Source organism: Synechococcus sp. WH 7805, assembly GCF_000153285.1.
Classification (GTDB): Bacteria; Cyanobacteriota; Cyanobacteriia; order PCC-6307; family Cyanobiaceae; genus Synechococcus_C.
In genome coordinates, this window is record NZ_CH724168.1 from 1,787,408 (window position 1) to 1,804,726 (window position 17,319).

The following is a 17,319-nucleotide window of genomic DNA, read 5'->3' on the forward strand; positions in this document are numbered from 1 at the left end:
GTCGCGTGATTGTTCCTTAAAGGTTAATCAGTGGCCCTGCGGTTTTGGCGACGCGGCCTGTTTGTGCACACTTCTGAGCACAGTTTTTCAAGTTTCCCCGAGACTTGTTGCAGTGAAGTAAAAGTTAAGCTCCCTTTCAAGGAAATTGTCGCTGGTTCGATCCCAACATCGCCTACTTCAATTCAGGGTTTGGCTGTGTGTTCAGCGCCGATCTCGGCAGCTGTGACAGAGGCCGAAAAATTCCAAGGTGTGGAAGATCACATCGAAATCCTTCGCTTCTGGGGCCTCCACGTGCAGACCATGGATCGGGCAGTGTTCAAGACGTTCCGTCTTGCCGCAGTCCACACAGGTGAGGTGATGTTGGTCACGCTCCACTGGCGCATAGAGGGCTTCACCCGTGGGCAGATGACGACAGCGCACTTTCCCTTGCCGCTGCAGTTGGCGCAGGTTCCTGTACACCGTGGCCAGTCCCATCGCTCCAGGTTTGTCCTGGAGGCAGCGATAAAGCTGCTGGCCTGTCATTTCCTGCTCGGAGCGTTGCAGTGCCTCTAGCAGTTTCAGCTGGCGATCACGGCCAGCATTTCCACGTTCCATCGTCGTTGTGTTCACACTGCAGCGCTGTGATGCTCAGTCAGTGATTCACTCACTGTCCAGAGGCGCTGCCTCTGGTGTTGATCCTTGGCGGCACGGGCCACCGGCTGTTGTTTGGGGGCACCGCGCATTCCGCCCAGTTGACCGGGGCCGTAGTGCTCACCGCCTCCGGCAGCGCTTGCCGTGGCGGCATAGAGCTGGGGCAGGGCTCCTTGAGCAGCGCTCTGGAAGAGAGGATCCATCAGTCGATAGGCCAGGGCTTCCTGCCAGGCTCCTGTAGCGGCTACCGACACCGGTTGCAGGTTGGTGCGAGCCAGTCCTGGGTGGGCTGCGAGGGATCGCACCGCACTTCCGGAGGCCTGCAGCCGCTGATTCAGTTCCAAGGCGAACATCACATTCGCGAGCTTGCTCTGGGAATAGGCCTTCCAGCGGTCGTAGCGCTGCTCTCCCTGGAGGTCGTCCCAGGCCATCGCTCCGAAATATTGGGCACCGGAGGTCACCGTGACAACCCGCGCCTGCGGGCGGTTGTTCATCAAGGGCAGCAGAGCTTGAGTTAGGGCGAAGTGACCCAGGTGATTCACCGCGAACTGCATTTCATGGCCCTGCTGGCTGAGCATGCGTGGAGGAGCCATCAGCCCGGCGTTGTTGATCAGAAGGTCCAGACGTCCATAACGGTCCGCCACGTCCCTCGCGCAACGCGCCACGCTGGTCAGATCCGAGAGATCCAGCTCAAAAAGATCCAACCCTGAACCGCCTGCCTCGAGCAGCAGGGCACGGGCTGCTTCACCCTTGCGAGCGCTGCGGCAGCCCATCAGCACGGTGCAGCCACGGCCGATGAGTGCCCGCGTGGTTTCCAACCCAAGGCCGCTGTTCGCTCCTGTGACCAGGGCGACCCGACCTTGCTGATCAGGCATGTCTTCGATGGTCCAACCCATGGAGTGGGAAAGTCAGCGTTGGGTTCAGTCTCGCTGGTTGGATCAGTCCTCGGGGAACAGCAGCCCTGCCAGTTCGTCCGCATCCACGTCGTAGACCCTTGCCAAAGAGGTTTCGATGGCACTGGTCACTTCACCGGGAAGAAAGCGCATCGCGTTCAGGGCATCTTCGGTGATCTCGTCCGTGAGGAGGGTGTCCTCGCTGTCCAGTTTTTCGTCGTTGATCACCGCCATCACCCAGCTCTGATAGGCGTACACCAGATCCGAGAATTCGAGTTCGGGATCGTTGAGATCCAGGGTCATTGTCAGGCTCAGCGCGCTGCACCAGTCTGACCTCCGGGGAGGAGGATGTCTTCAGCTGAGCATCAGGATGGGTTTACCGGATTCCGAACAGCTCCAGGGCACCCTGGTGGATTTCGCCTTTGGTGAGCTGATTCGACAGAACCGCGAGAGTTTTCAGCCGCTTTGGACGGTGGACAGCTGGGCCAAACTGATGATCTGGCTGGCTTTGAACTGCGGTCTGTCAGGTGACACCGAAAGCCTGGAGCATTTCGCCGTTGCTCTTGGCGAACGGATCACATCGCGGTTGCGGCGCACGTTTTTTGAACGGGAGCTGCCTGATCTTGAGCTTCAGGTTCTCGCGGATCCGGCTGAGCAGCAGGTGTTGCTTCTGTCTCAGGATCCGGGTGATCCCTCGGTTCTGGCCCCCGATCGCCTCCAGAGGGCACTCGAGAGAGTCTCTTTGATCCAAAAGGTGGTGCAGGATCAGGGGCGATGGCAGCAGCTGGAGGGGGTAGTGGCCATTCCCTGGGAGGACGACTGTGATTAAGCAGGCCCCCTTGATCGCTTCTTACCGCAATGCCGGCTTCGAGGCTGTCGCTGATGCCGTGATGGCCTTCTTTGATCGTCGTACGGATCTCCAACGACCAGGCATTGCCTTCGGCTCTGACGGCGATGCGGAACCCGCGAAGGTGAGCACAGACATCAGCCTCGTGGCCATCGATCGCACCGATGCCGAGGCCTTTGCCTTTGCAGAGGTGATTCTGCGTGGGGTCAGTGCCGCGCTTGTCCGCTACTTGGACGAACGGCCCCTCTTTCGGCAGGTGTGTCCGGATCAGGAGTTGTTCGTGATGCCCATCTTCAATCTGCAGCGTTATGCCCCTGGGGAGGGTTTCCGGCAGTGGCATTGCGACTGGACGATCAGCGATGAGGCCACCGAACCGGTGCACCGTGTTCTCGCCTGGATTCTTTATTGCGACACCGTGCCTGAGGCTGGTACCGAGTTTCATTGGCAGCACCATCACGAAGCCGCCGAGCGGGGCAAGTTGATTCTTTTCCCGGCTGGTCCCAGTCACATTCACCGGGGCCGTATCACCAAGACCCACAGCAAAACAATTGCAACGGGGTGGATCAATGCCGGGGCTTCTAAGGCCTTTCTCGCGCGTCTGTCTCGCTCATGAGCTGTCGATTCTTTTGAATCGTGTTCACCTGCTGCGGGAAAGGAATTTCGATACCTTCACGTTTGAACGCCGTCCAGATCGCCTGATTCACTTCGCTCACGATGGTGATGTTGGTCATGGGATCGGCGATCCAGTAGCGCAGCGAGTATTCGATTGCCGATGCTCCATACGTCATCTGCAGGGCTCTTGGGGCGGGATTCTTCAACACCTTGGGAACATTCAGGGCAGTTTCCTCCAGCAGCTGCAACACCTGGCGTGGATCGTGCCGATAGGCGGCATGAATGCGAATCTCGCTCCGGCGTAGGCGGTCAGTGGCGGTGTAACTGGTGGCCTGAGCCGTGAAGAACATCTGATTGGGAATCAGGAGTTCCGCGTTGTCGCGATCGCGCCACAGCAGGGTGGCTCTGAGGCCAAGCTTTCGGACCTCACAGGGGTCGTTATCGACCATCAGCACTTCGCCTGGACGGACGGATCCTTCAAACAGGAGCCAGATGCCACTGATGAAGTTGGAAAAGACTTCCTTGATCCCGAAGCCCAGGCCGACGGAGAGTCCTCCAGCGATCGCTACCAGGGCGGTTCCATTCAGGCCGATGTGAAATCCCACAGCCGTGACTCCGATACCAACGACCACGTAGCGGATGATCAGTTCAATAGCCTTACGACTTCCCTCGGAATAGCCGAGTATTTTTTGCATCAACCAGGAAACACCAGCCGTGGGGGGACCTGTGCCCACGAGCAACAGATAGCTCACGAGTAGGGATGTGAACAATTTGCCCAAGGTGAGCGAAACGCCGAACACCTGGCCGAGTTCAATCACCGATAGATCTTTAATGCTGTCAAGCCGATTGATGAACATCAGCACCACGGTGGTGAGGTACAGAGGCTTGACCAGTCGACTCTGTAGTTCATGCACCCTCGGTACAGGCATCAGTTGCTGGAGTAGACCATCCAGCAAGCTCAGAAAGTTCCACCCAAGCCAGCTCAAACCCAGGTAGCTCAGCAGCCCTGCATCCCAGCCCAGGCTCTTCGCCAAGGCACTGATCAGCCCCAGTCCAGCTGGGGCGATCAGGAGGCTCAGAGGCTTGGGAATCGTCTTCAGCCTGGGGTGTTGTCGCAGAAAGCGCCAAGCCATCACCAGCGCAATAATCAGCAGCAGTTGAAACACGATCGAGGCGCGCTGCAGATAACCCAGCCAACCGATGATTTCCCAGAACAGCTGATTCATGACTCCTGGCTCAGAATCGAAATGAGTTCATCGGTAGTGGTTTGAGGTTGGCTGACGCCAAACACGAGCGGAATCAGAAGATTTGTCATCGTCTCGGTGGTCGGTCCGTCTCCCTCGATGGCGGTCAGGTTGTCTCCCTGGATCTGTGAATCTTTCAGAGCCAACTCCAAAGCGGCTAGGTTTTTTGAACTTTTCGTGGCAATCATCACGTCAGGATTCACGGGCACGAATGACGTTGACAACAGCGAAAGATTTCTCTGTAAAAGTGGATTGGTGACGTAATCACTCAGGGCGATTGCGATTGAGCGTTGGTGTGCACTTGAGTCTTTGCCTAAGGCCAGAACACGAAGCAAATTCATGGGTGCTGCCGATCCGTTGGGTCCACTCGGCAACGGAGCAATGCCGAGGTCGTCGCCGAGTCGGTCTTTCAGACGAAAGAGCATGTCTGAGGTGCAGCTGATCCAATCCAGTTCTCGATTGCCGAGCAGTGTGGTCAGCTGACCTTGGTTTTCAAAAAAGGTGAGATTCCGTTGATTGCTGGCTTGTTGCAACCAGGTCAGCCAGCCGGTGATGCGATCGCGTTGGTCGGCTGATAAGGATTGGTTGCGGGCTGCAGCAGCGAGTGCTGGTAGAGCATTGAGACTCCCTGCCGTCCACAACACCTCATTCATGGCAACGGAAAGGCCTACGCGAGCGCCTGCAGCACCAACCTGAAGCAGTTCGTTCAAAGTCTGCGGTGGCGCTGCGATGGCCTGGGTGTTGAAGCAGGCGATCTGTGGGTACAGCACCAAGGGCTGCCCTGCCAGTCGTCCATCTTGAAGGCGCACGTGTTTGAGAATGCCGGGGTCTGTCTGTTTGCTGCTGCGCTCGGTTTGTGGCAAGGGATCCGTGAGCCCCTCGCGAAGGAGTGCTTTCGCTTGCTGTGCATCAGTCAGGACTAGATCCGGTCCAAGATCTGCCTCACTGCGACTGCGCAGCTCAGCCATCAGCATCGAGCGCCGGTAAAGAGCCAGCTGCACCTGAACATTTGGGTACAGCTTCTGAAAATTGGAGACGATCAGTTCGACCCGCTGTCTCGCGTCTTTCTGCGTGTCACTGCTGATGCGGTCGTCTTTGCCGATCACCATCGCCACGTACAGCATCACAGGCGTTGCCGTTGATAACGCGCTGCAACTACTCAGGGCCAGGGCAACGAGAAGCAGTCCTGCTGTGATCCGCAGGTTCACGATCAAGGGTCGAGATGCTGGCGCCATTCTGAGTTGGCCGTTCTCTTCTTTGCGAGCATGGCCCACGCATTGCACCGTTTCCGTGCCCGAACTGGCCAAGACCTACGACCCGGTTGGTACGGAAGCTCGTTGGCAACAGGCCTGGGACGACCAGGGAGCCTTCCATCCGGACCCCAAAGCGCCTGGTGAACCGTTTTCGGTGGTGATCCCGCCACCGAACGTCACCGGCAGCCTGCACATGGGCCATGCCTTCAACACGGCACTGATTGACACGATCGTGCGTTACCAGCGTTTGGCTGGAAAAAACGTGCTCTGCCTGCCTGGCACCGACCACGCCTCGATCGCGGTGCAGACGATCCTCGAGAAGCAGTTGAAAGAGGAGGGCAAGACCCGCCACGACCTCGGCCGCGACGCCTTCCTGGAGAGGGCCTGGCAGTGGAAGGCCGAAAGCGGCGGCCGCATCGTGGGCCAGCTGCGGCGCTTGGGCTACTCCGTTGATTGGAAGCGCCAGCGCTTCACGCTGGATGAAGGCCTGAGCGAGGCGGTGAAGGAGGCCTTCGTGCGCCTGCACGAGCAGGGCCTGATCTACCGCGGTGAATACCTGGTGAACTGGTGCCCCGCCTCCGGTTCGGCGGTGAGCGACCTGGAGGTGGAGATGAAGGAGGTGGACGGGCATCTCTGGCATTTCCGCTATCCGCTCAGCAGCGGCGACGGCCATCTGGAGGTAGCCACCACCCGGCCCGAAACGATGCTGGGTGATACGGCGGTGGCGGTGAATCCCACCGATGAGCGCTATGCCCACCTGGTGGGTCAGACCCTCACGCTGCCGTTTGTGGGTCGTGAGATTCCGATCGTGGCCGACGACCACGTTGAGAAAGACTTCGGCACCGGTTGCGTCAAGGTGACGCCCGCTCACGACCCCAATGATTTCGCCATCGGCCAGCGCCATGGTCTGCCCCAGATCACGGTGATGCGTAAAAACGGCACGATGAACAGTGAGGCCGGTCAGTTCGAGGGGCTCGATCGCTTTGAGGCCCGCAAGGCCGTGGTGGCCGGCTTGGAGGAGCTGGGTCTGCTGGTGAAGGTGGAGGACTACCGCCACAGCGTTCCCTATTCCGATCGCGGCAAGGTGCCGGTTGAGCCGCTGCTCTCCACCCAGTGGTTCGTCAAAACCGAGCCTCTGGCGGCCCGTTGCCGCGAAGCACTGGAGAAGCAAGATCCCCGCTTCATCCCCGAGCGCTGGGAGAAGGTCTACCGCGATTGGCTCACCGACATTCGCGACTGGTGCATCAGCCGCCAGCTCTGGTGGGGCCATCGCATCCCCGCCTGGTTCGTGATCAGCGAGACCGGCGGTCAGTACACCGATACCACGCCCTACGTGGTGGCCCGCAACGAAGCCGAAGCCCTGGAGAAGGCCAAGGCGGAGTACGGCGCTGCGGCGGAGATCGAGCAGGACGAAGACGTGCTCGATACCTGGTTCTCCAGTGGCCTCTGGCCCTTCTCCACCCTGGGTTGGCCCGATGCCGATAGCGCTGACCTGCAGCGCTGGTACCCCACCAGCACCCTGGTGACGGGCTTCGACATCATCTTTTTCTGGGTGGCCCGGATGACGATGATGGCCGGCGCCTTCACCGGCGAGATGCCCTTCCAGGACGTCTACATCCACGGCCTGGTGCGGGACGAGCAGAACCGCAAGATGAGCAAAAGCGCCGGCAATGGCATCGATCCGCTGCTGCTGATCGACCGTTACGGCACCGATGCCCTGCGTTTCGCCCTGGTGCGGGAGGTGGCGGGTGCGGGTCAGGACATCCGCCTGGACTACGACCGCAAGACAGACACCTCCGCCACGGTGGAGGCCTCGCGCAACTTCGCTAACAAGCTCTGGAATGCCACCCGCTTCGCCCTGATGAACCTGGGCGGCGAGACGCCGGCCCAACTCGGTGAGCCCATCCCTGAGGCCCTGCAGTTGGCGGACCGTTGGATCCTCTCGCGTCTAGCCAGGGTGAACCGGGAGACGGCCGAGCGCTACAGCAGCTATGGCCTGGGTGAAGCGGCCAAGGGCCTCTACGAGTTCGCCTGGAACGACGTTTGCGACTGGTATCTGGAGCTGAGCAAGCGCCGGCTCAATCCCGGTGAGAACCCCTCAGCCGAGGCCCTGGCTGATCAACGGGTGGCCAAGCAGGTGCTGGCCAAGGTGATCAGCCAGATGCACCTGATGCTGCATCCGCTGATGCCCCACCTCACCGAGGAGCTCTGGCACAGCGTCACCGGCGAACCGGAGACCAGTTTCCTGGCCCTGCAGTCCTGGCCGGCTCGGGATGAGAGCGCTCTGGATGATGCCTTGGAAGCGTCCTTCGCGGAGCTGATCGGTGCTATCCGCTTGGTGCGCAACCTGCGGGCGGTGGCGGGCCTCAAGCCCTCCCAATCGGTGCCGGTGCGCTTCGTCACCGGCCGCGGCGAGCTGGCGGCTGTGCTCACCAAGGGCACGGCCGATATCACGGCGTTGACCCGGGTGGAGTCGGTGGCGGTGATGACGCCGGCGGAAGCTGATGCGGCTCCAGTGGCCAAGGCCCTGGCGGGGGTGAGCGGTGAGCTGCAGGTGCTGTTGCCGATCGAAGGGCTTGTGGATCTCGATGCGCTCAAGGGCCGTCTGGAAAAAGACATCGCCAAGGCCGAGAAGGAGATCAAGGGACTGGCAGGCCGGCTGGGCAACCCCAACTTCGCTGGCAAGGCCCCGCCAGAGGTGGTGGCGGAATGCCAGGCCAACCTGGATGAGAAGCAGGCTCAGGCCGATCTGGCCCGCAAGCGTCTGGCCGACCTCAGCTGATCTCGACCTGGCCTTTGTCAGCCAAGCGTTTTCTTGTCCTTGGGAGGCCATTCCATGGGGTACACCTGGCGCTGGGGAAAGGGAATGGTGATGTCGTTCTCTTCGAAGGCAGTCCAGATCTGCTGACGCAGTTCACTGCTGACTGTCAAAGCATCAAGCGGATTGCGAACAGAGAATTTGAGTATGTAGGTGATTGATGAGTCGGCAAAATCGATCGTGAATGCTTTCGGCATCGGCTGTTTAAGAACCCGGTCGTGAGATTGAGCAATCTCCTCCAGCAAGCCAATGATGAGTTGCGGATTGTGGTGGTAAGCGGCGCCAATTTCAATGGTTTCTCGTCTGTTATTTTCTCCTGCGGTGAATGATTCCGCTTTCGCTTGAAAAAGGATTTGATTGGGAATCAGCAGTTCCGCGTCATCACGCTGTCTACTTAGGTAGATCACCCTTAAGCCAAGTTTCTTCACCAGACAAGGTTCATTGTCGATCATGAGAACTTCGCCAGGTTTGATAGAACCCTCAAGTAAGAGCCAGATTCCAGTAACAAAGTTCAAGACTGGTTGTTGTAGCCCGAGTCCCAGGCCAATGCTTAATGAGCCGAAGATAACGAGCAGAGTGCTGCTGTCAAAATTTGCCCATAATGCAAGCGCTACCAGGCCACAGGTAATGATCAAATACTGGAAAAGAGGTTGAAGTAGTTTGCGTGTCCGATCATCGTATTTGAGAATTAGTTGAATCACATAGGCTGTAAGTGCTGCAAAAGTTTGACTCGTTACTAAGATTAAGTACAATCCAATGGCAAGTAAAAAGGTGTTGCCGATGGCGAACTCAGTGTTTGAAAAATTACCTATTCCAACAATGCTTATAGCCGACAGGCTGCTAAGTCTTGCGATAAAATAAGTAATCGCCCAGACCAATATTGCGGGCTTCGCGATTTTACTGAGTAACGCTGCAAGTTGATTTTTGCGGTTATTGATCTTTAGTTTTGATTCAATCCAGCTGACAGTATTAAAGAGTGCCCAGAAGAGCCCCACCTGAAGAACAATGCCAGATGGGATTGGCACGATCCCAAGAAGCAGTCCCGTGCCTACTAGGGTTAGAGGGCCAACAAGATTGGCAAGGGGTTGATTGTTGTTGAAGAGTGTCGTCGTCCGGCGGGTGAATGCAACTGAAATCGCAACAAGAAGGATAAAAGCGATCTGCCAGCTCACGCTCCACCTGTCCAAGTAGCCCAGCCAACCCACAATCTCTGTCTGTAGTGCCTCCATGGTGATCAGTTTGTTTGTGGTGTGGTGAGGATTTTTAAGGCTTCATCGACGTCGAGAGAGCCATCAATAACATCTGCGATTGTTTTGCTTGGATCTCCATAGCGTTCTCCGTAGCTTTGTAGTCCAGGTTCCTCTTTCGAGTAAGACTGACTCTGCTCGTTATATGATGTATTGATGGCAGATTGGATTTTTGAGATCTCAGGTGGAATGGATACGTTTTGATTGGCTGCTAGGAGTCCTAAATCGTCGAGTTGAATCTTTCTCTGTGCGATGACGTTCACATTGGATATGATGAATTTCAATGCCATAGTCCGTTGGGATTGGCTGGAATCTTTCCCTAGTGAGAAGCCGTAAAATACTTGACTTGGAAATGCTTTTGAGCTTCTGCCGTTCGGGAGTGCGGCGACTCCGAGCTTGTTCCCCATCGTCTTTTTGAGATCTTCCAGTGCGGTGCCGCCCCAGCATGTAATCCAGTCGAGTTGATTGTTTTTCAGCTTGAGACTCAATTCTCTGAAGTTCTCATGGAATGAGATGTTCTTATAGAGGGCAGCCCGTTGTAGCCATTGAAGCCATGCCTGGATGCCTGGGTATGCTTGATTTGTTGTAATTCCTCTTCCAAGTGAGCTGAATTCTGAGATCGCTCCCTGCGTGCCCGCTGTCCATCTGAGCTCAAAAAGATTGGCTGCCAGTCCGATTCTTTTCCCGCTGGCGCTGAGTTCTTCAAGCTCTTGAATCGTGCTTGGAGGGTCATTTATTTTTGTTTTGTTGAAGCATGCGAATTGTGTGTTGATCAGCCATGGTGCAAACAAATATCCAGCTTTTGTTTTGGCTCTCGATTGGGTGCGCTGGCTATAAATGGCATTAAAATATTGCTGACTGGGGAGTGTCGTGATGAGGTCGCGAGCGAACAATTCAGGCGCTGAAACTTGTTCTGTAATGACCAGGTCGGGCCCAAGGTTGAGGCTGGTGTCTTTGGTGATCTGGTCGTAAAAATTCTTTGACTTGTAGTTAATGAAAACAACGTTCACGGCTGGGTTGGAGCGTTGAAAGGCTTCGGTGTATTTACTCAGGAACGATCGTATTTGGCTTGTTTCGGCTCTGAAATCTTCTTCATTAATTCCGGTAGTAATAAAGAGTGTCTTCGGCGCCTTCAGGCTTGTGCAACTGCTCAGCAGGATTGCCAGTGATCCTGCTAAGAGTCTGTTGAAGGTTTTCAGGCAGCGCACCGTCGGAGCCGCAGGGTTCATATTCCTTGTGAATTTAACTTGGTTTTATTAGGCTGCCGATCCGTTCTGCACTGTCTGGCACTCCAACGGTTTGTGTTTTCCGCGAAGAGATCAGCAATAGAACATCGTGAAGCCACCCTTGCTCAAGCGGCTTGTCAAAATTGATTTAGTTACAGTTTTCGCAGCAACCCGGCAACGCGAGGCATGGCGCTCATCAGCGTTTCGGAGCTGTCCAAGATCTACCAGGTTGCTGAGAAGCAGCCAGGGCTAGCTGGCACCCTGCGCCATTTCGTCCGCCGCCGCACCCGGGACGTGACGGCGGTGCAGAACGTGTCGTTTGCGATTGAGCCTGGCGAGATGGTGGGTTTTCTCGGCGCTAACGGCGCCGGCAAAACCACCACCTTGAAGATGCTCTGTGGCTTGATCCACCCCAGCGCCGGGGAGGTGCAGGTGGCGGGCCACCGGCCCCAGCGCCGTCAGGCAGAGTTTCTTCGCCGGATCACCCTGGTGATGGGCCAGAAGCAGCAACTGCTCTGGGATCTGCCGCCGATGGATTCGCTGCGGGTGAATGCGGCTGTCTACGGTATCCCCGATGTTGTGGCTCGGCGACGGATCAGCGAACTGGCTGATCTGCTGGAGCTGGGGGAGGAGCTCACCCGGCCGGTGCGCAAGCTCTCCCTGGGTCAGCGGATGAAAGCCGAGCTGCTGGCAGCGCTGCTGCACGAGCCGGAGGTGCTGTTCCTCGATGAGCCCACGCTGGGTCTGGATGTGAATGCCCAGGCCCGGGTGCGCCAGTTCCTCGCTGAGTACAACCGCCGTACGGGGGCAACGGTGCTGCTCACCAGCCATTACATGGCTGACATCACAGCCCTGTGCCCGCGGGTGTTGCTGATCCATCAGGGACGTTTGTTTCACGATGGGCCGCTGGACTCCCTGGCTGAGCAATTGGCGCCGGAGCGGGAGGTGCGATTGGAGTTGGAATCCCCTGTTGCCCCTTCGGTGTTCGCGGGTCTGGGGCGCTTGGAGCGAATCGAAGGCTGTGATGTGCGGCTGCTGGTTTCAAGGGATCAGCTCACCGCCGTGGTGGCCCAGCTGCTTGAGCGCTTCGAGGTGCGCGACTTGGATGTGACCGATCCGCCGATTGAGGAACTGATCGGTGGGCTGTTCCGACAGGGGCGCGTCTGATGCGGATCTTCGGGCTGAACCGGCGGATCATCCGCGTGCTGCTGGGCACCCAGTACGCCCACATGCTCGAGTACCGCGCCGAGATCGCTCTCTGGGCGCTCTCCGGTGTGTTGCCGTTCATCATGCTCAGCGTCTGGAGCGGCAGTGATGCGCGCTCGGGGCTGGGTCTTGATGGGGTGGCCCTGGATCGCTATTTCCTCAGTGCCTTTCTGGTGCGCCAGTTTTCGGTGGTGTGGGTGGTGTACGACTTCGAGGAAGACGCCCTGATGGGTCGGCTCTCCCCTTACCTGCTGCAACCGCTGCACCCGCTCTGGCGCTACGTGGCGGCGCATCTCGGTGAGCAGCTCACGCGTCTGCCCTTCGCGGCTCTGATTGCGGCAGTGTTCTTCGTAGTGCAGCCCCAGGCGTTCTGGTTGCCGTCGGTGGGCGGGTTCCTGCTGGCCTGGCTCGCCACCTGGATGGCCTTTGCCATCGCCTTTTTGTTTCAGAGCCTGATTGCGGCTTTGTGCTTCTGGAGTGAAAAGGCCAGTGCCCTGGAGCGGCTCCAGTTCATTCCCTTTCTGTTTCTTTCGGGCTTGTTGGCGCCGCTCACGGCCTTCCCGCCGGCGGTTCGCGCCTGGGCCCAATGGACCCCGTTCCCCTATCTGATCGATTTCCCGGCTCGGGTGCTGGCGGGCCAGCCGGTGGATCTGCTGGCGGGTTTTGGGGCGCAACTGGCCTGGATCGCCTTGTTGTTGCCGCTGGTGCTGCTGCTCTGGCGGGCCGGAGTGCGGCGCTACAGCGCCATGGGGGCCTGATGGGGCGCTATTGGCGAACCCTGTGTCGCTTTTGGAGCACCGCTCTTGCGGTGCAGCTGGAGTATCAGGCCAATGTGTTGATCGAGCTGCTGGCGGTGGCGATGAGCCTTAGCGGCAGCCTGTTTCTGCTTTCGCTCTTTTATGGACCGCAGCAGACTCTGGGGGACTGGAGCTGGGCCCAGGCTCTGATGGTGCAGGGGCTCTACACCGTGTTCGACGGCATGGCCACCACCTGGCTGCGCCCCAATCTCGGCGCGATTGTCACCCATGTGCGCGAGGGCACCCTGGACTTTGTGCTGCTCAAGCCGATCGACAGTCAGTTCTGGCTGTCGCTGCGCACGCTGTCGCCGGCAGGGCTGCCGGAGATCGGTCTGGGGCTTGGGCTTTTGGCCTGGGGCAGCCATCAGGCCGGTGTGGTGCTCACGCTTTCCTCCTTTTTCTCCGTGCTGGTGATGCTGCTGGCCGGTGGCTTGATTCTTTATTCACTGTGGTTTCTGATCGCTGCCACGAGCATCTGGTTCGTCAAAACCTGGAATGCCACGGAGGTGTTACGAGCTCTTCTGGCCTCTGGCCGCTACCCCCTCAATGCCTATCCGCCGGCCCTGCGCCTGCTCTTCACATTGGTGCTGCCGGTGGCCTTTCTCACCACGGTTCCCGCCCAGGTGTTGCTTGGACAAGCCGCTGCACCGATGCTGATGACGGGTTGTGGTTTGGCTGTGCTGTTCTTTGCGGCGGCGCGAGCCTTCTGGTTGTTTGCCCTGCGCTCTTACACCTCAGCGTCGAGTTGACATTACCGGGCGTGTTCAAGATGCATCTTGCGGAATCAATGCAGTCCATTGCTTTGGAGTGCTGGACGACGCTGGGTAGAGAGTCATGCAATTGAAAGCAAAATCGGCCCCACTCCGCCTCACAATTCCTGCTATGTCGAGGAATATGGATTGCTGAATCTCTAGCCATTCGGCCCAGACCGTTGTCTTGGTGAAGCAATAAACCATCATGTTGATGGATGATGCATCCCACTGATTGAAATTCACAAGGATGATTTGTTCCTGATCGATCTGAGGATGATGCTGGAGATGTTTTTTGACCTCATGAGTGATCCCTGCGACCTTGTTGATGTCTTCATAGCGCAGGCTGATATTGGCAAGAATGCGCCTGTTGTACATTTGGCCTGGGTTTTCAATCGGTTTTGTCGCAAAAATCGAGTTAGGGATGTGCAGTGGCCTGCGATCGAATGTGCGGATTCTTGTGTAGTACCAGCCGATTGATTCCACGGTTCCCTGCAGGTTGTCAGTGTTAATCCAATCGCCTTCTTTAAAGGGCCGATTGAAGAACAGCATGAAGCCTGAAAGAAAATTCTGGCTGATCTGTTGCGTGGCAAAGGTGAAGCCGATTCCTGCACCACCCAGCAGGGTTGCAATGGCCGCAGAGGGAATACCGAAGTTCACCATTAATACGGCTGTTGTGATCAGCAGCGCGACAATGGTGTAGAGACGACCCAGCAGGTTGACGAGCATGGCTTCGTCTTGTTCGTTGTCCATCTGCAACCAGCGGCGCATGGACGCCGATTCCAGAATTGTGTTTCCCACATTCAGCACTGCCCAGCTGATCGTGACAATCACCAAGGACGCTGCAAGACGGTTCAGGAGTTGCTGTTCCATCACATCAACACGCTGGTTGATGTGATGGGTGATCCAGGTTCCATAGAGCGTGAGCCCTAGGCCAATCAGCACTGGCCTCCTCAAGCTACGGCTGATATTGCTCCCGAGGTTGCGACCATGGCGGCTGAGAAGTTGCAGACACAGCCATGCACCCACCAGCACCAAGGACCCCACAGCAAGGCCGGTGTTGGTGTGTAGAAATTCAACGCGGTTGACCGCAGTTGTTGTGAATTCCCGAATGGGTCTAGAGCGACAGGGGTTGAGATTTTAGCTGTTGTTTTCTTGCTTTGGACTCGTCCTGTTTTCTTCTGTGGGTGCATTGGTGCTGAGGCTTTGTTGAAGACTTGGTGGCCACTGCATGGGGTAAACCTGGCGTTGGGGGAAGGGAATCGTGATCTCTTCTTTCTCGAAGCGTTTCCAGATCTCCCTGCGCAGATCGCTGCCGACGGCGAAGGCATCCAGAGGGTTGGCCACCCAGAAGAGCACTTTGTAGTTGATCGATGAATCGGCGAATGCCGTTACGAAAGCCGACGCTGGTGGGTATTGCTTCACTTTGGGATGGTCTTCTGCAATCGCGAGCAGCAGCTCAATCACCCGATCGGGGTCGTGGTTGTAGGCAGCGCCGACTTCAACGCTGTCGCGACGTGCCGTTTCAGCAGCTGTGTAGGACGCTGCTTCTTGTGTGAAGAAGGTCTGATTCGGGATCAGCAGTTCGGCGCCGTCACGGCCACGCTTCAGCTGTGTTGCCCTAAGGCCGAGCTTGCGCACGGTGCAGGGATCTCCATTGATCATCAAGATTTCGCCTGGGCGCACGGAACCTTCAAATAACAGCCAGATGCTGCTAATGAAATTGGAGATGATTTCTTTGATTCCAAAGCCGATGCCCACCGATAAACCACCGGCGATGGCGATGAATGCATTGCCATTGATGCCGATGTAGTACGCCACGCTCATAATGCCGATGGCGATCACGCTGTAGCGGAACAGCAATTCCATGCCACGCCGGTTCTGCTGACGCACCCCGAAGATCGTGCCACTGGCCCAGGCCATCAGTGCTGCAGGCCGCGATGCAATCGTCACGATCAGATAAATCGCCACGATCGCCGTATAGACCTTGCCCAAGGTGATCTCGACTTCAAAGAGGTTGGCGATTCCGATCCGCGCCAGATTTTCACGGCTGCCGAGCAGGCTGAGCATTGAAACAGTGGCCGTGATGACATAGATAGGTTTGAAAAATGTGCTTTCAATCTCTTCGATTGGGAATCCCGGATTGACCTGCTTAACGAGTGATTTCAAAGGTGTGAACAGATTCCAGCCCAGCCATAGCAGCCCGAAATAACGCAACAGCCCGAAGGGTGCTTGGCATGCAGCAAAGACAGCCGCAAGGATCAGGATCAGTGCAGGACCAAGCAGAACACGGATCGATTCTGGAAACAGTGCTTGCAACCGGTAACGCTTGGGATCGAGTTGGATGCTGCGCGTGCGTGCAATCACCACGACAACGGCCAGTACAAGCAACTGGGACAGAACCGACCAGCGCTGCAGAAAGGCCAGCCAGCTCAGCATTTCGATGAGAATGTCGCTGGGGGACACCGACAGAATGAGAGAGGTGATGGTCATGACGACGGTCCCAGTTTGGTGTTCAGTGTTGCGGCAGCTTGGCTTGGAGTTTCTGTGCCAAAAATCACATCATTCAGTGTGAATTGCATCACTCGTTCGAGTTTTGGGTTTTGATTTAGCACTGCCCTGATTTCATCGCCGATGCGAACATCATCCTGGTCTGTGCTGAGGTAAAGGTCTTCGAATCCAGGGATTTCGCGATTGATGATTTGTGCCGCTGCTGGGTTGACCGGGTAGGAGGTGCGGTACCGCAGGGCCCATGTTTTCTGTGCCCAGGGCAGAACAATGAATTGCATCAGTTCCAAGCTTTTCTGCCGCTGTTGACGGCTGGAATTCCGTCCAAGGCCCCACACTTGCAGCCGGCTTACCGGTGTGGCTTTCCCGGCAGGTCCTGCCGGTAACAGCCCAATGCCGAGATTGTCCTTTAAGGCTTCCCGCAGTTGGGGCAGCTGGGAGCTCCAGCAGCTGATCCAGTGGAGTCTTCCATCGATCAGTTGTTTCCGGAGGGTGGCCTGATCGTTCATGAACAGAACGTTCTGCTGAAAGCTTGCTGCCCGTAGCCAGGTGAGCCATTGCACCAGTTGGTTCACATCCTGCGTTGTCGGTGTTTCTCCACGCAGGGCGCTGATCAACGCGTTTCCAGCGCCATAGCTGCCCACACTCCAATAGAGATTCTCGAAGTTCTGTGTGAGGCCGAAAATGCTTCCTTCACTGCTTTGTTGGGCCAGTTCGCGCAGAGTTTTGGGTGGACTTTTGAGTTTGCGTTTGTCGTAGCAGGCCAGTTGGATGTATTGGGACACCGGCAATCCAGTGATTGCCCCGTCGCTCGTGCTCACGCGCGTGAGGAGCTCCGCTGGAATGGACTGGCGTTGTTCAGGTGTGACCGGGACGGAATCCAGAATGCGTGCTGTGAACAGAGCCTGGATGGTCTGGGCATCGCTGACCACCAGATCAGGCCCCAGTCCACTGTTGGTCTGGCGTTGCAGTTCTGATTGGACACTGGATGCCGAGTAAAGGGAGGGCTGGATCCTTATCCCAGGGATGACAGCCCGCAAGCTGGTCTGAAAATTGCGCAAAACATCGCGGTCTCGTGAGCTTTCTTCGCTGGTGACCACCTCCTGGGAGGGCAAGGTGCGCACGACTCGGAGCAGGGTGGGACGGGCTTCGTCCGTGCTGCTGCATGCGCTGAGCAGGCCAATCGCTCCTGCCAAGCCAAGGAGCTTGAACCTAAGGATCAATAAACGTTGCCCAAGCTTTCGTTTCATCGGCCTTCTATTGCGTCCGCAGGGTGTCGCTATCGGTTG

16 protein-coding genes are annotated in these 17,319 nt (G+C 57.2%); 6 read left to right on the forward strand and 10 right to left on the reverse strand.

The window, feature by feature from the left end:
- Positions 1-201 precede the first annotated feature (201 nt).
- The 3 genes from WH7805_RS09260 to WH7805_RS09270 are packed head-to-tail and all read right to left on the reverse strand — an operon-like array spanning position 202 to position 1,826.
- Complete coding sequence (locus WH7805_RS09260) at positions 202-594, reverse strand: Fur family transcriptional regulator (protein WP_006042804.1); 393 nt, start codon at positions 592-594, stop codon at positions 202-204.
- An 11-nt stretch (positions 595-605) separates the two neighbouring features.
- The gene (locus WH7805_RS09265) at positions 606-1,526 is read right to left on the reverse strand and encodes an oxidoreductase (protein WP_006042805.1); all 921 of its coding nucleotides are present in this window, start codon (positions 1,524-1,526) and stop codon (positions 606-608) included.
- 42 nt (positions 1,527-1,568) lie between these two features.
- Positions 1,569-1,826, reverse strand: coding sequence for a hypothetical protein (locus WH7805_RS09270; RefSeq protein ID WP_006042806.1), 258 nt, complete (start codon positions 1,824-1,826; stop codon positions 1,569-1,571).
- 67 nt (positions 1,827-1,893) lie between these two features.
- On the opposite strand from WH7805_RS09270, the gene WH7805_RS09275 reads away from it, so the two are divergent.
- Complete coding sequence (locus tag WH7805_RS09275; protein WP_006042807.1) at positions 1,894-2,352, forward strand: hypothetical protein; 459 nt, start codon at positions 1,894-1,896, stop codon at positions 2,350-2,352.
- A 61-nt stretch (positions 2,353-2,413) separates the two neighbouring features.
- Complete coding sequence (locus WH7805_RS09280) at positions 2,414-2,983, forward strand: 2OG-Fe(II) oxygenase (RefSeq protein ID WP_050752034.1); 570 nt, start codon at positions 2,414-2,416, stop codon at positions 2,981-2,983.
- Here the strand turns inward: WH7805_RS09280 and WH7805_RS09285 are convergent.
- Both WH7805_RS09285 and WH7805_RS09290 read right to left on the reverse strand, forming a co-directional pair.
- Positions 2,949-4,208 (reverse strand): mechanosensitive ion channel family protein, encoded by a 1,260-nt coding sequence (locus WH7805_RS09285; RefSeq protein WP_006042809.1) that lies wholly within the window; start codon positions 4,206-4,208, stop codon positions 2,949-2,951. The genes WH7805_RS09280 and WH7805_RS09285 overlap by 35 nt on opposite strands.
- Positions 4,205-5,461 (reverse strand): extracellular solute-binding protein, encoded by a 1,257-nt coding sequence (locus WH7805_RS09290; protein WP_071933703.1) that lies wholly within the window; start codon positions 5,459-5,461, stop codon positions 4,205-4,207. Before WH7805_RS09290 ends, WH7805_RS09285 begins: the two co-directional genes overlap by 4 nt.
- 55 nt (positions 5,462-5,516) lie before the next feature.
- Between WH7805_RS09290 and WH7805_RS09295 the strand changes: the two genes are divergently transcribed.
- A complete protein-coding gene (locus tag WH7805_RS09295; RefSeq protein WP_038005321.1) occupies positions 5,517-8,261 on the forward strand; it encodes a valine--tRNA ligase in 2,745 nt (914 codons plus the stop codon).
- Positions 8,262-8,278: 17 nt separating this feature from the next.
- Here WH7805_RS09295 and WH7805_RS09300 read toward each other — a convergent pair whose 3' ends face one another.
- The gene (locus WH7805_RS09300; RefSeq protein WP_006042812.1) at positions 8,279-9,526 is read right to left on the reverse strand and encodes a mechanosensitive ion channel family protein; all 1,248 of its coding nucleotides are present in this window, start codon (positions 9,524-9,526) and stop codon (positions 8,279-8,281) included.
- 5 nt (positions 9,527-9,531) lie between these two features.
- On the reverse strand, positions 9,532-10,752 hold the full coding sequence (locus tag WH7805_RS09305; RefSeq protein WP_038004614.1) for an extracellular solute-binding protein: 1,221 nt from the start codon (positions 10,750-10,752) through the stop codon (positions 9,532-9,534).
- 204 nt (positions 10,753-10,956) lie between these two features.
- Here WH7805_RS09305 and WH7805_RS09310 point away from each other — a divergent pair, with 204 nt between their 5' ends.
- Genes WH7805_RS09310 through WH7805_RS09320 form a run of 3 tightly spaced genes read left to right on the forward strand, consistent with a single transcriptional unit; the run spans position 10,957 to position 13,522 of the window.
- Entirely contained in the window at positions 10,957-11,937 is a 981-nt protein-coding gene (locus tag WH7805_RS09310) for an ATP-binding cassette domain-containing protein (RefSeq protein ID WP_006042814.1), read from the forward strand.
- A complete protein-coding gene (locus WH7805_RS09315; RefSeq protein ID WP_006042815.1) occupies positions 11,937-12,734 on the forward strand; it encodes an ABC-2 family transporter protein in 798 nt (265 codons plus the stop codon). Before WH7805_RS09310 ends, WH7805_RS09315 begins: the two co-directional genes overlap by 1 nt.
- Positions 12,734-13,522, forward strand: a complete 789-nt coding sequence (locus tag WH7805_RS09320; protein WP_006042816.1) for an ABC transporter permease — start codon at positions 12,734-12,736, stop codon at positions 13,520-13,522. Before WH7805_RS09315 ends, WH7805_RS09320 begins: the two co-directional genes overlap by 1 nt.
- 15 nt (positions 13,523-13,537) lie before the next feature.
- Here the strand turns inward: WH7805_RS09320 and WH7805_RS09325 are convergent, their stop codons facing one another.
- The 3 genes from WH7805_RS09325 to WH7805_RS09335 all read right to left on the reverse strand — a co-directional run bounded on the left by WH7805_RS09325 (position 13,538) and on the right by WH7805_RS09335 (position 17,280).
- Positions 13,538-14,293 (reverse strand): mechanosensitive ion channel family protein, encoded by a 756-nt coding sequence (locus WH7805_RS09325; RefSeq protein WP_232198991.1) that lies wholly within the window; start codon positions 14,291-14,293, stop codon positions 13,538-13,540.
- 369 nt (positions 14,294-14,662) lie between these two features.
- On the reverse strand, positions 14,663-16,015 hold the full coding sequence (locus WH7805_RS09330; protein WP_006042818.1) for a mechanosensitive ion channel family protein: 1,353 nt from the start codon (positions 16,013-16,015) through the stop codon (positions 14,663-14,665).
- Positions 16,012-17,280, reverse strand: coding sequence for an extracellular solute-binding protein (locus tag WH7805_RS09335; RefSeq protein ID WP_071933704.1), 1,269 nt, complete (start codon positions 17,278-17,280; stop codon positions 16,012-16,014). The genes WH7805_RS09330 and WH7805_RS09335 overlap by 4 nt, the downstream gene beginning before the upstream one ends.
- Positions 17,281-17,319 lie beyond the last annotated feature (39 nt).

What these genes read in the sequence shown, in the direction of transcription:
- WH7805_RS09260 (WP_006042804.1), bottom strand. Translation starts at nt 594, where the DNA reads ATGGAACGTGGAAATGCTGGCCGTGATCGCCAGCTGAAACTGCTAGAG.
- WH7805_RS09265 (WP_006042805.1), bottom strand. Translation starts at nt 1,526, where the DNA reads ATGGGTTGGACCATCGAAGACATGCCTGATCAGCAAGGTCGGGTCGCC.
- WH7805_RS09270 (WP_006042806.1), bottom strand. Translation starts at nt 1,826, where the DNA reads ATGACCCTGGATCTCAACGATCCCGAACTCGAATTCTCGGATCTGGTG.
- WH7805_RS09275 (WP_006042807.1), top strand. Translation starts at nt 1,894, where the DNA reads ATGGGTTTACCGGATTCCGAACAGCTCCAGGGCACCCTGGTGGATTTC.
- WH7805_RS09280 (WP_050752034.1), top strand. Translation starts at nt 2,414, where the DNA reads ATGGCCTTCTTTGATCGTCGTACGGATCTCCAACGACCAGGCATTGCC.
- WH7805_RS09285 (WP_006042809.1), bottom strand. Translation starts at nt 4,208, where the DNA reads ATGAATCAGCTGTTCTGGGAAATCATCGGTTGGCTGGGTTATCTGCAG.
- WH7805_RS09290 (WP_071933703.1), bottom strand. Translation starts at nt 5,461, where the DNA reads ATGGCGCCAGCATCTCGACCCTTGATCGTGAACCTGCGGATCACAGCA.
- WH7805_RS09300 (WP_006042812.1), bottom strand. Translation starts at nt 9,526, where the DNA reads ATGGAGGCACTACAGACAGAGATTGTGGGTTGGCTGGGCTACTTGGAC.
- WH7805_RS09310 (WP_006042814.1), top strand. Translation starts at nt 10,957, where the DNA reads ATGGCGCTCATCAGCGTTTCGGAGCTGTCCAAGATCTACCAGGTTGCT.
- WH7805_RS09315 (WP_006042815.1), top strand. Translation starts at nt 11,937, where the DNA reads ATGCGGATCTTCGGGCTGAACCGGCGGATCATCCGCGTGCTGCTGGGC.
- WH7805_RS09320 (WP_006042816.1), top strand. Translation starts at nt 12,734, where the DNA reads ATGGGGCGCTATTGGCGAACCCTGTGTCGCTTTTGGAGCACCGCTCTT.
- WH7805_RS09325 (WP_232198991.1), bottom strand. Translation starts at nt 14,293, where the DNA reads ATGCGCCGCTGGTTGCAGATGGACAACGAACAAGACGAAGCCATGCTC.
- WH7805_RS09330 (WP_006042818.1), bottom strand. Translation starts at nt 16,015, where the DNA reads ATGACCATCACCTCTCTCATTCTGTCGGTGTCCCCCAGCGACATTCTC.
- WH7805_RS09335 (WP_071933704.1), bottom strand. Translation starts at nt 17,280, where the DNA reads ATGAAACGAAAGCTTGGGCAACGTTTATTGATCCTTAGGTTCAAGCTC.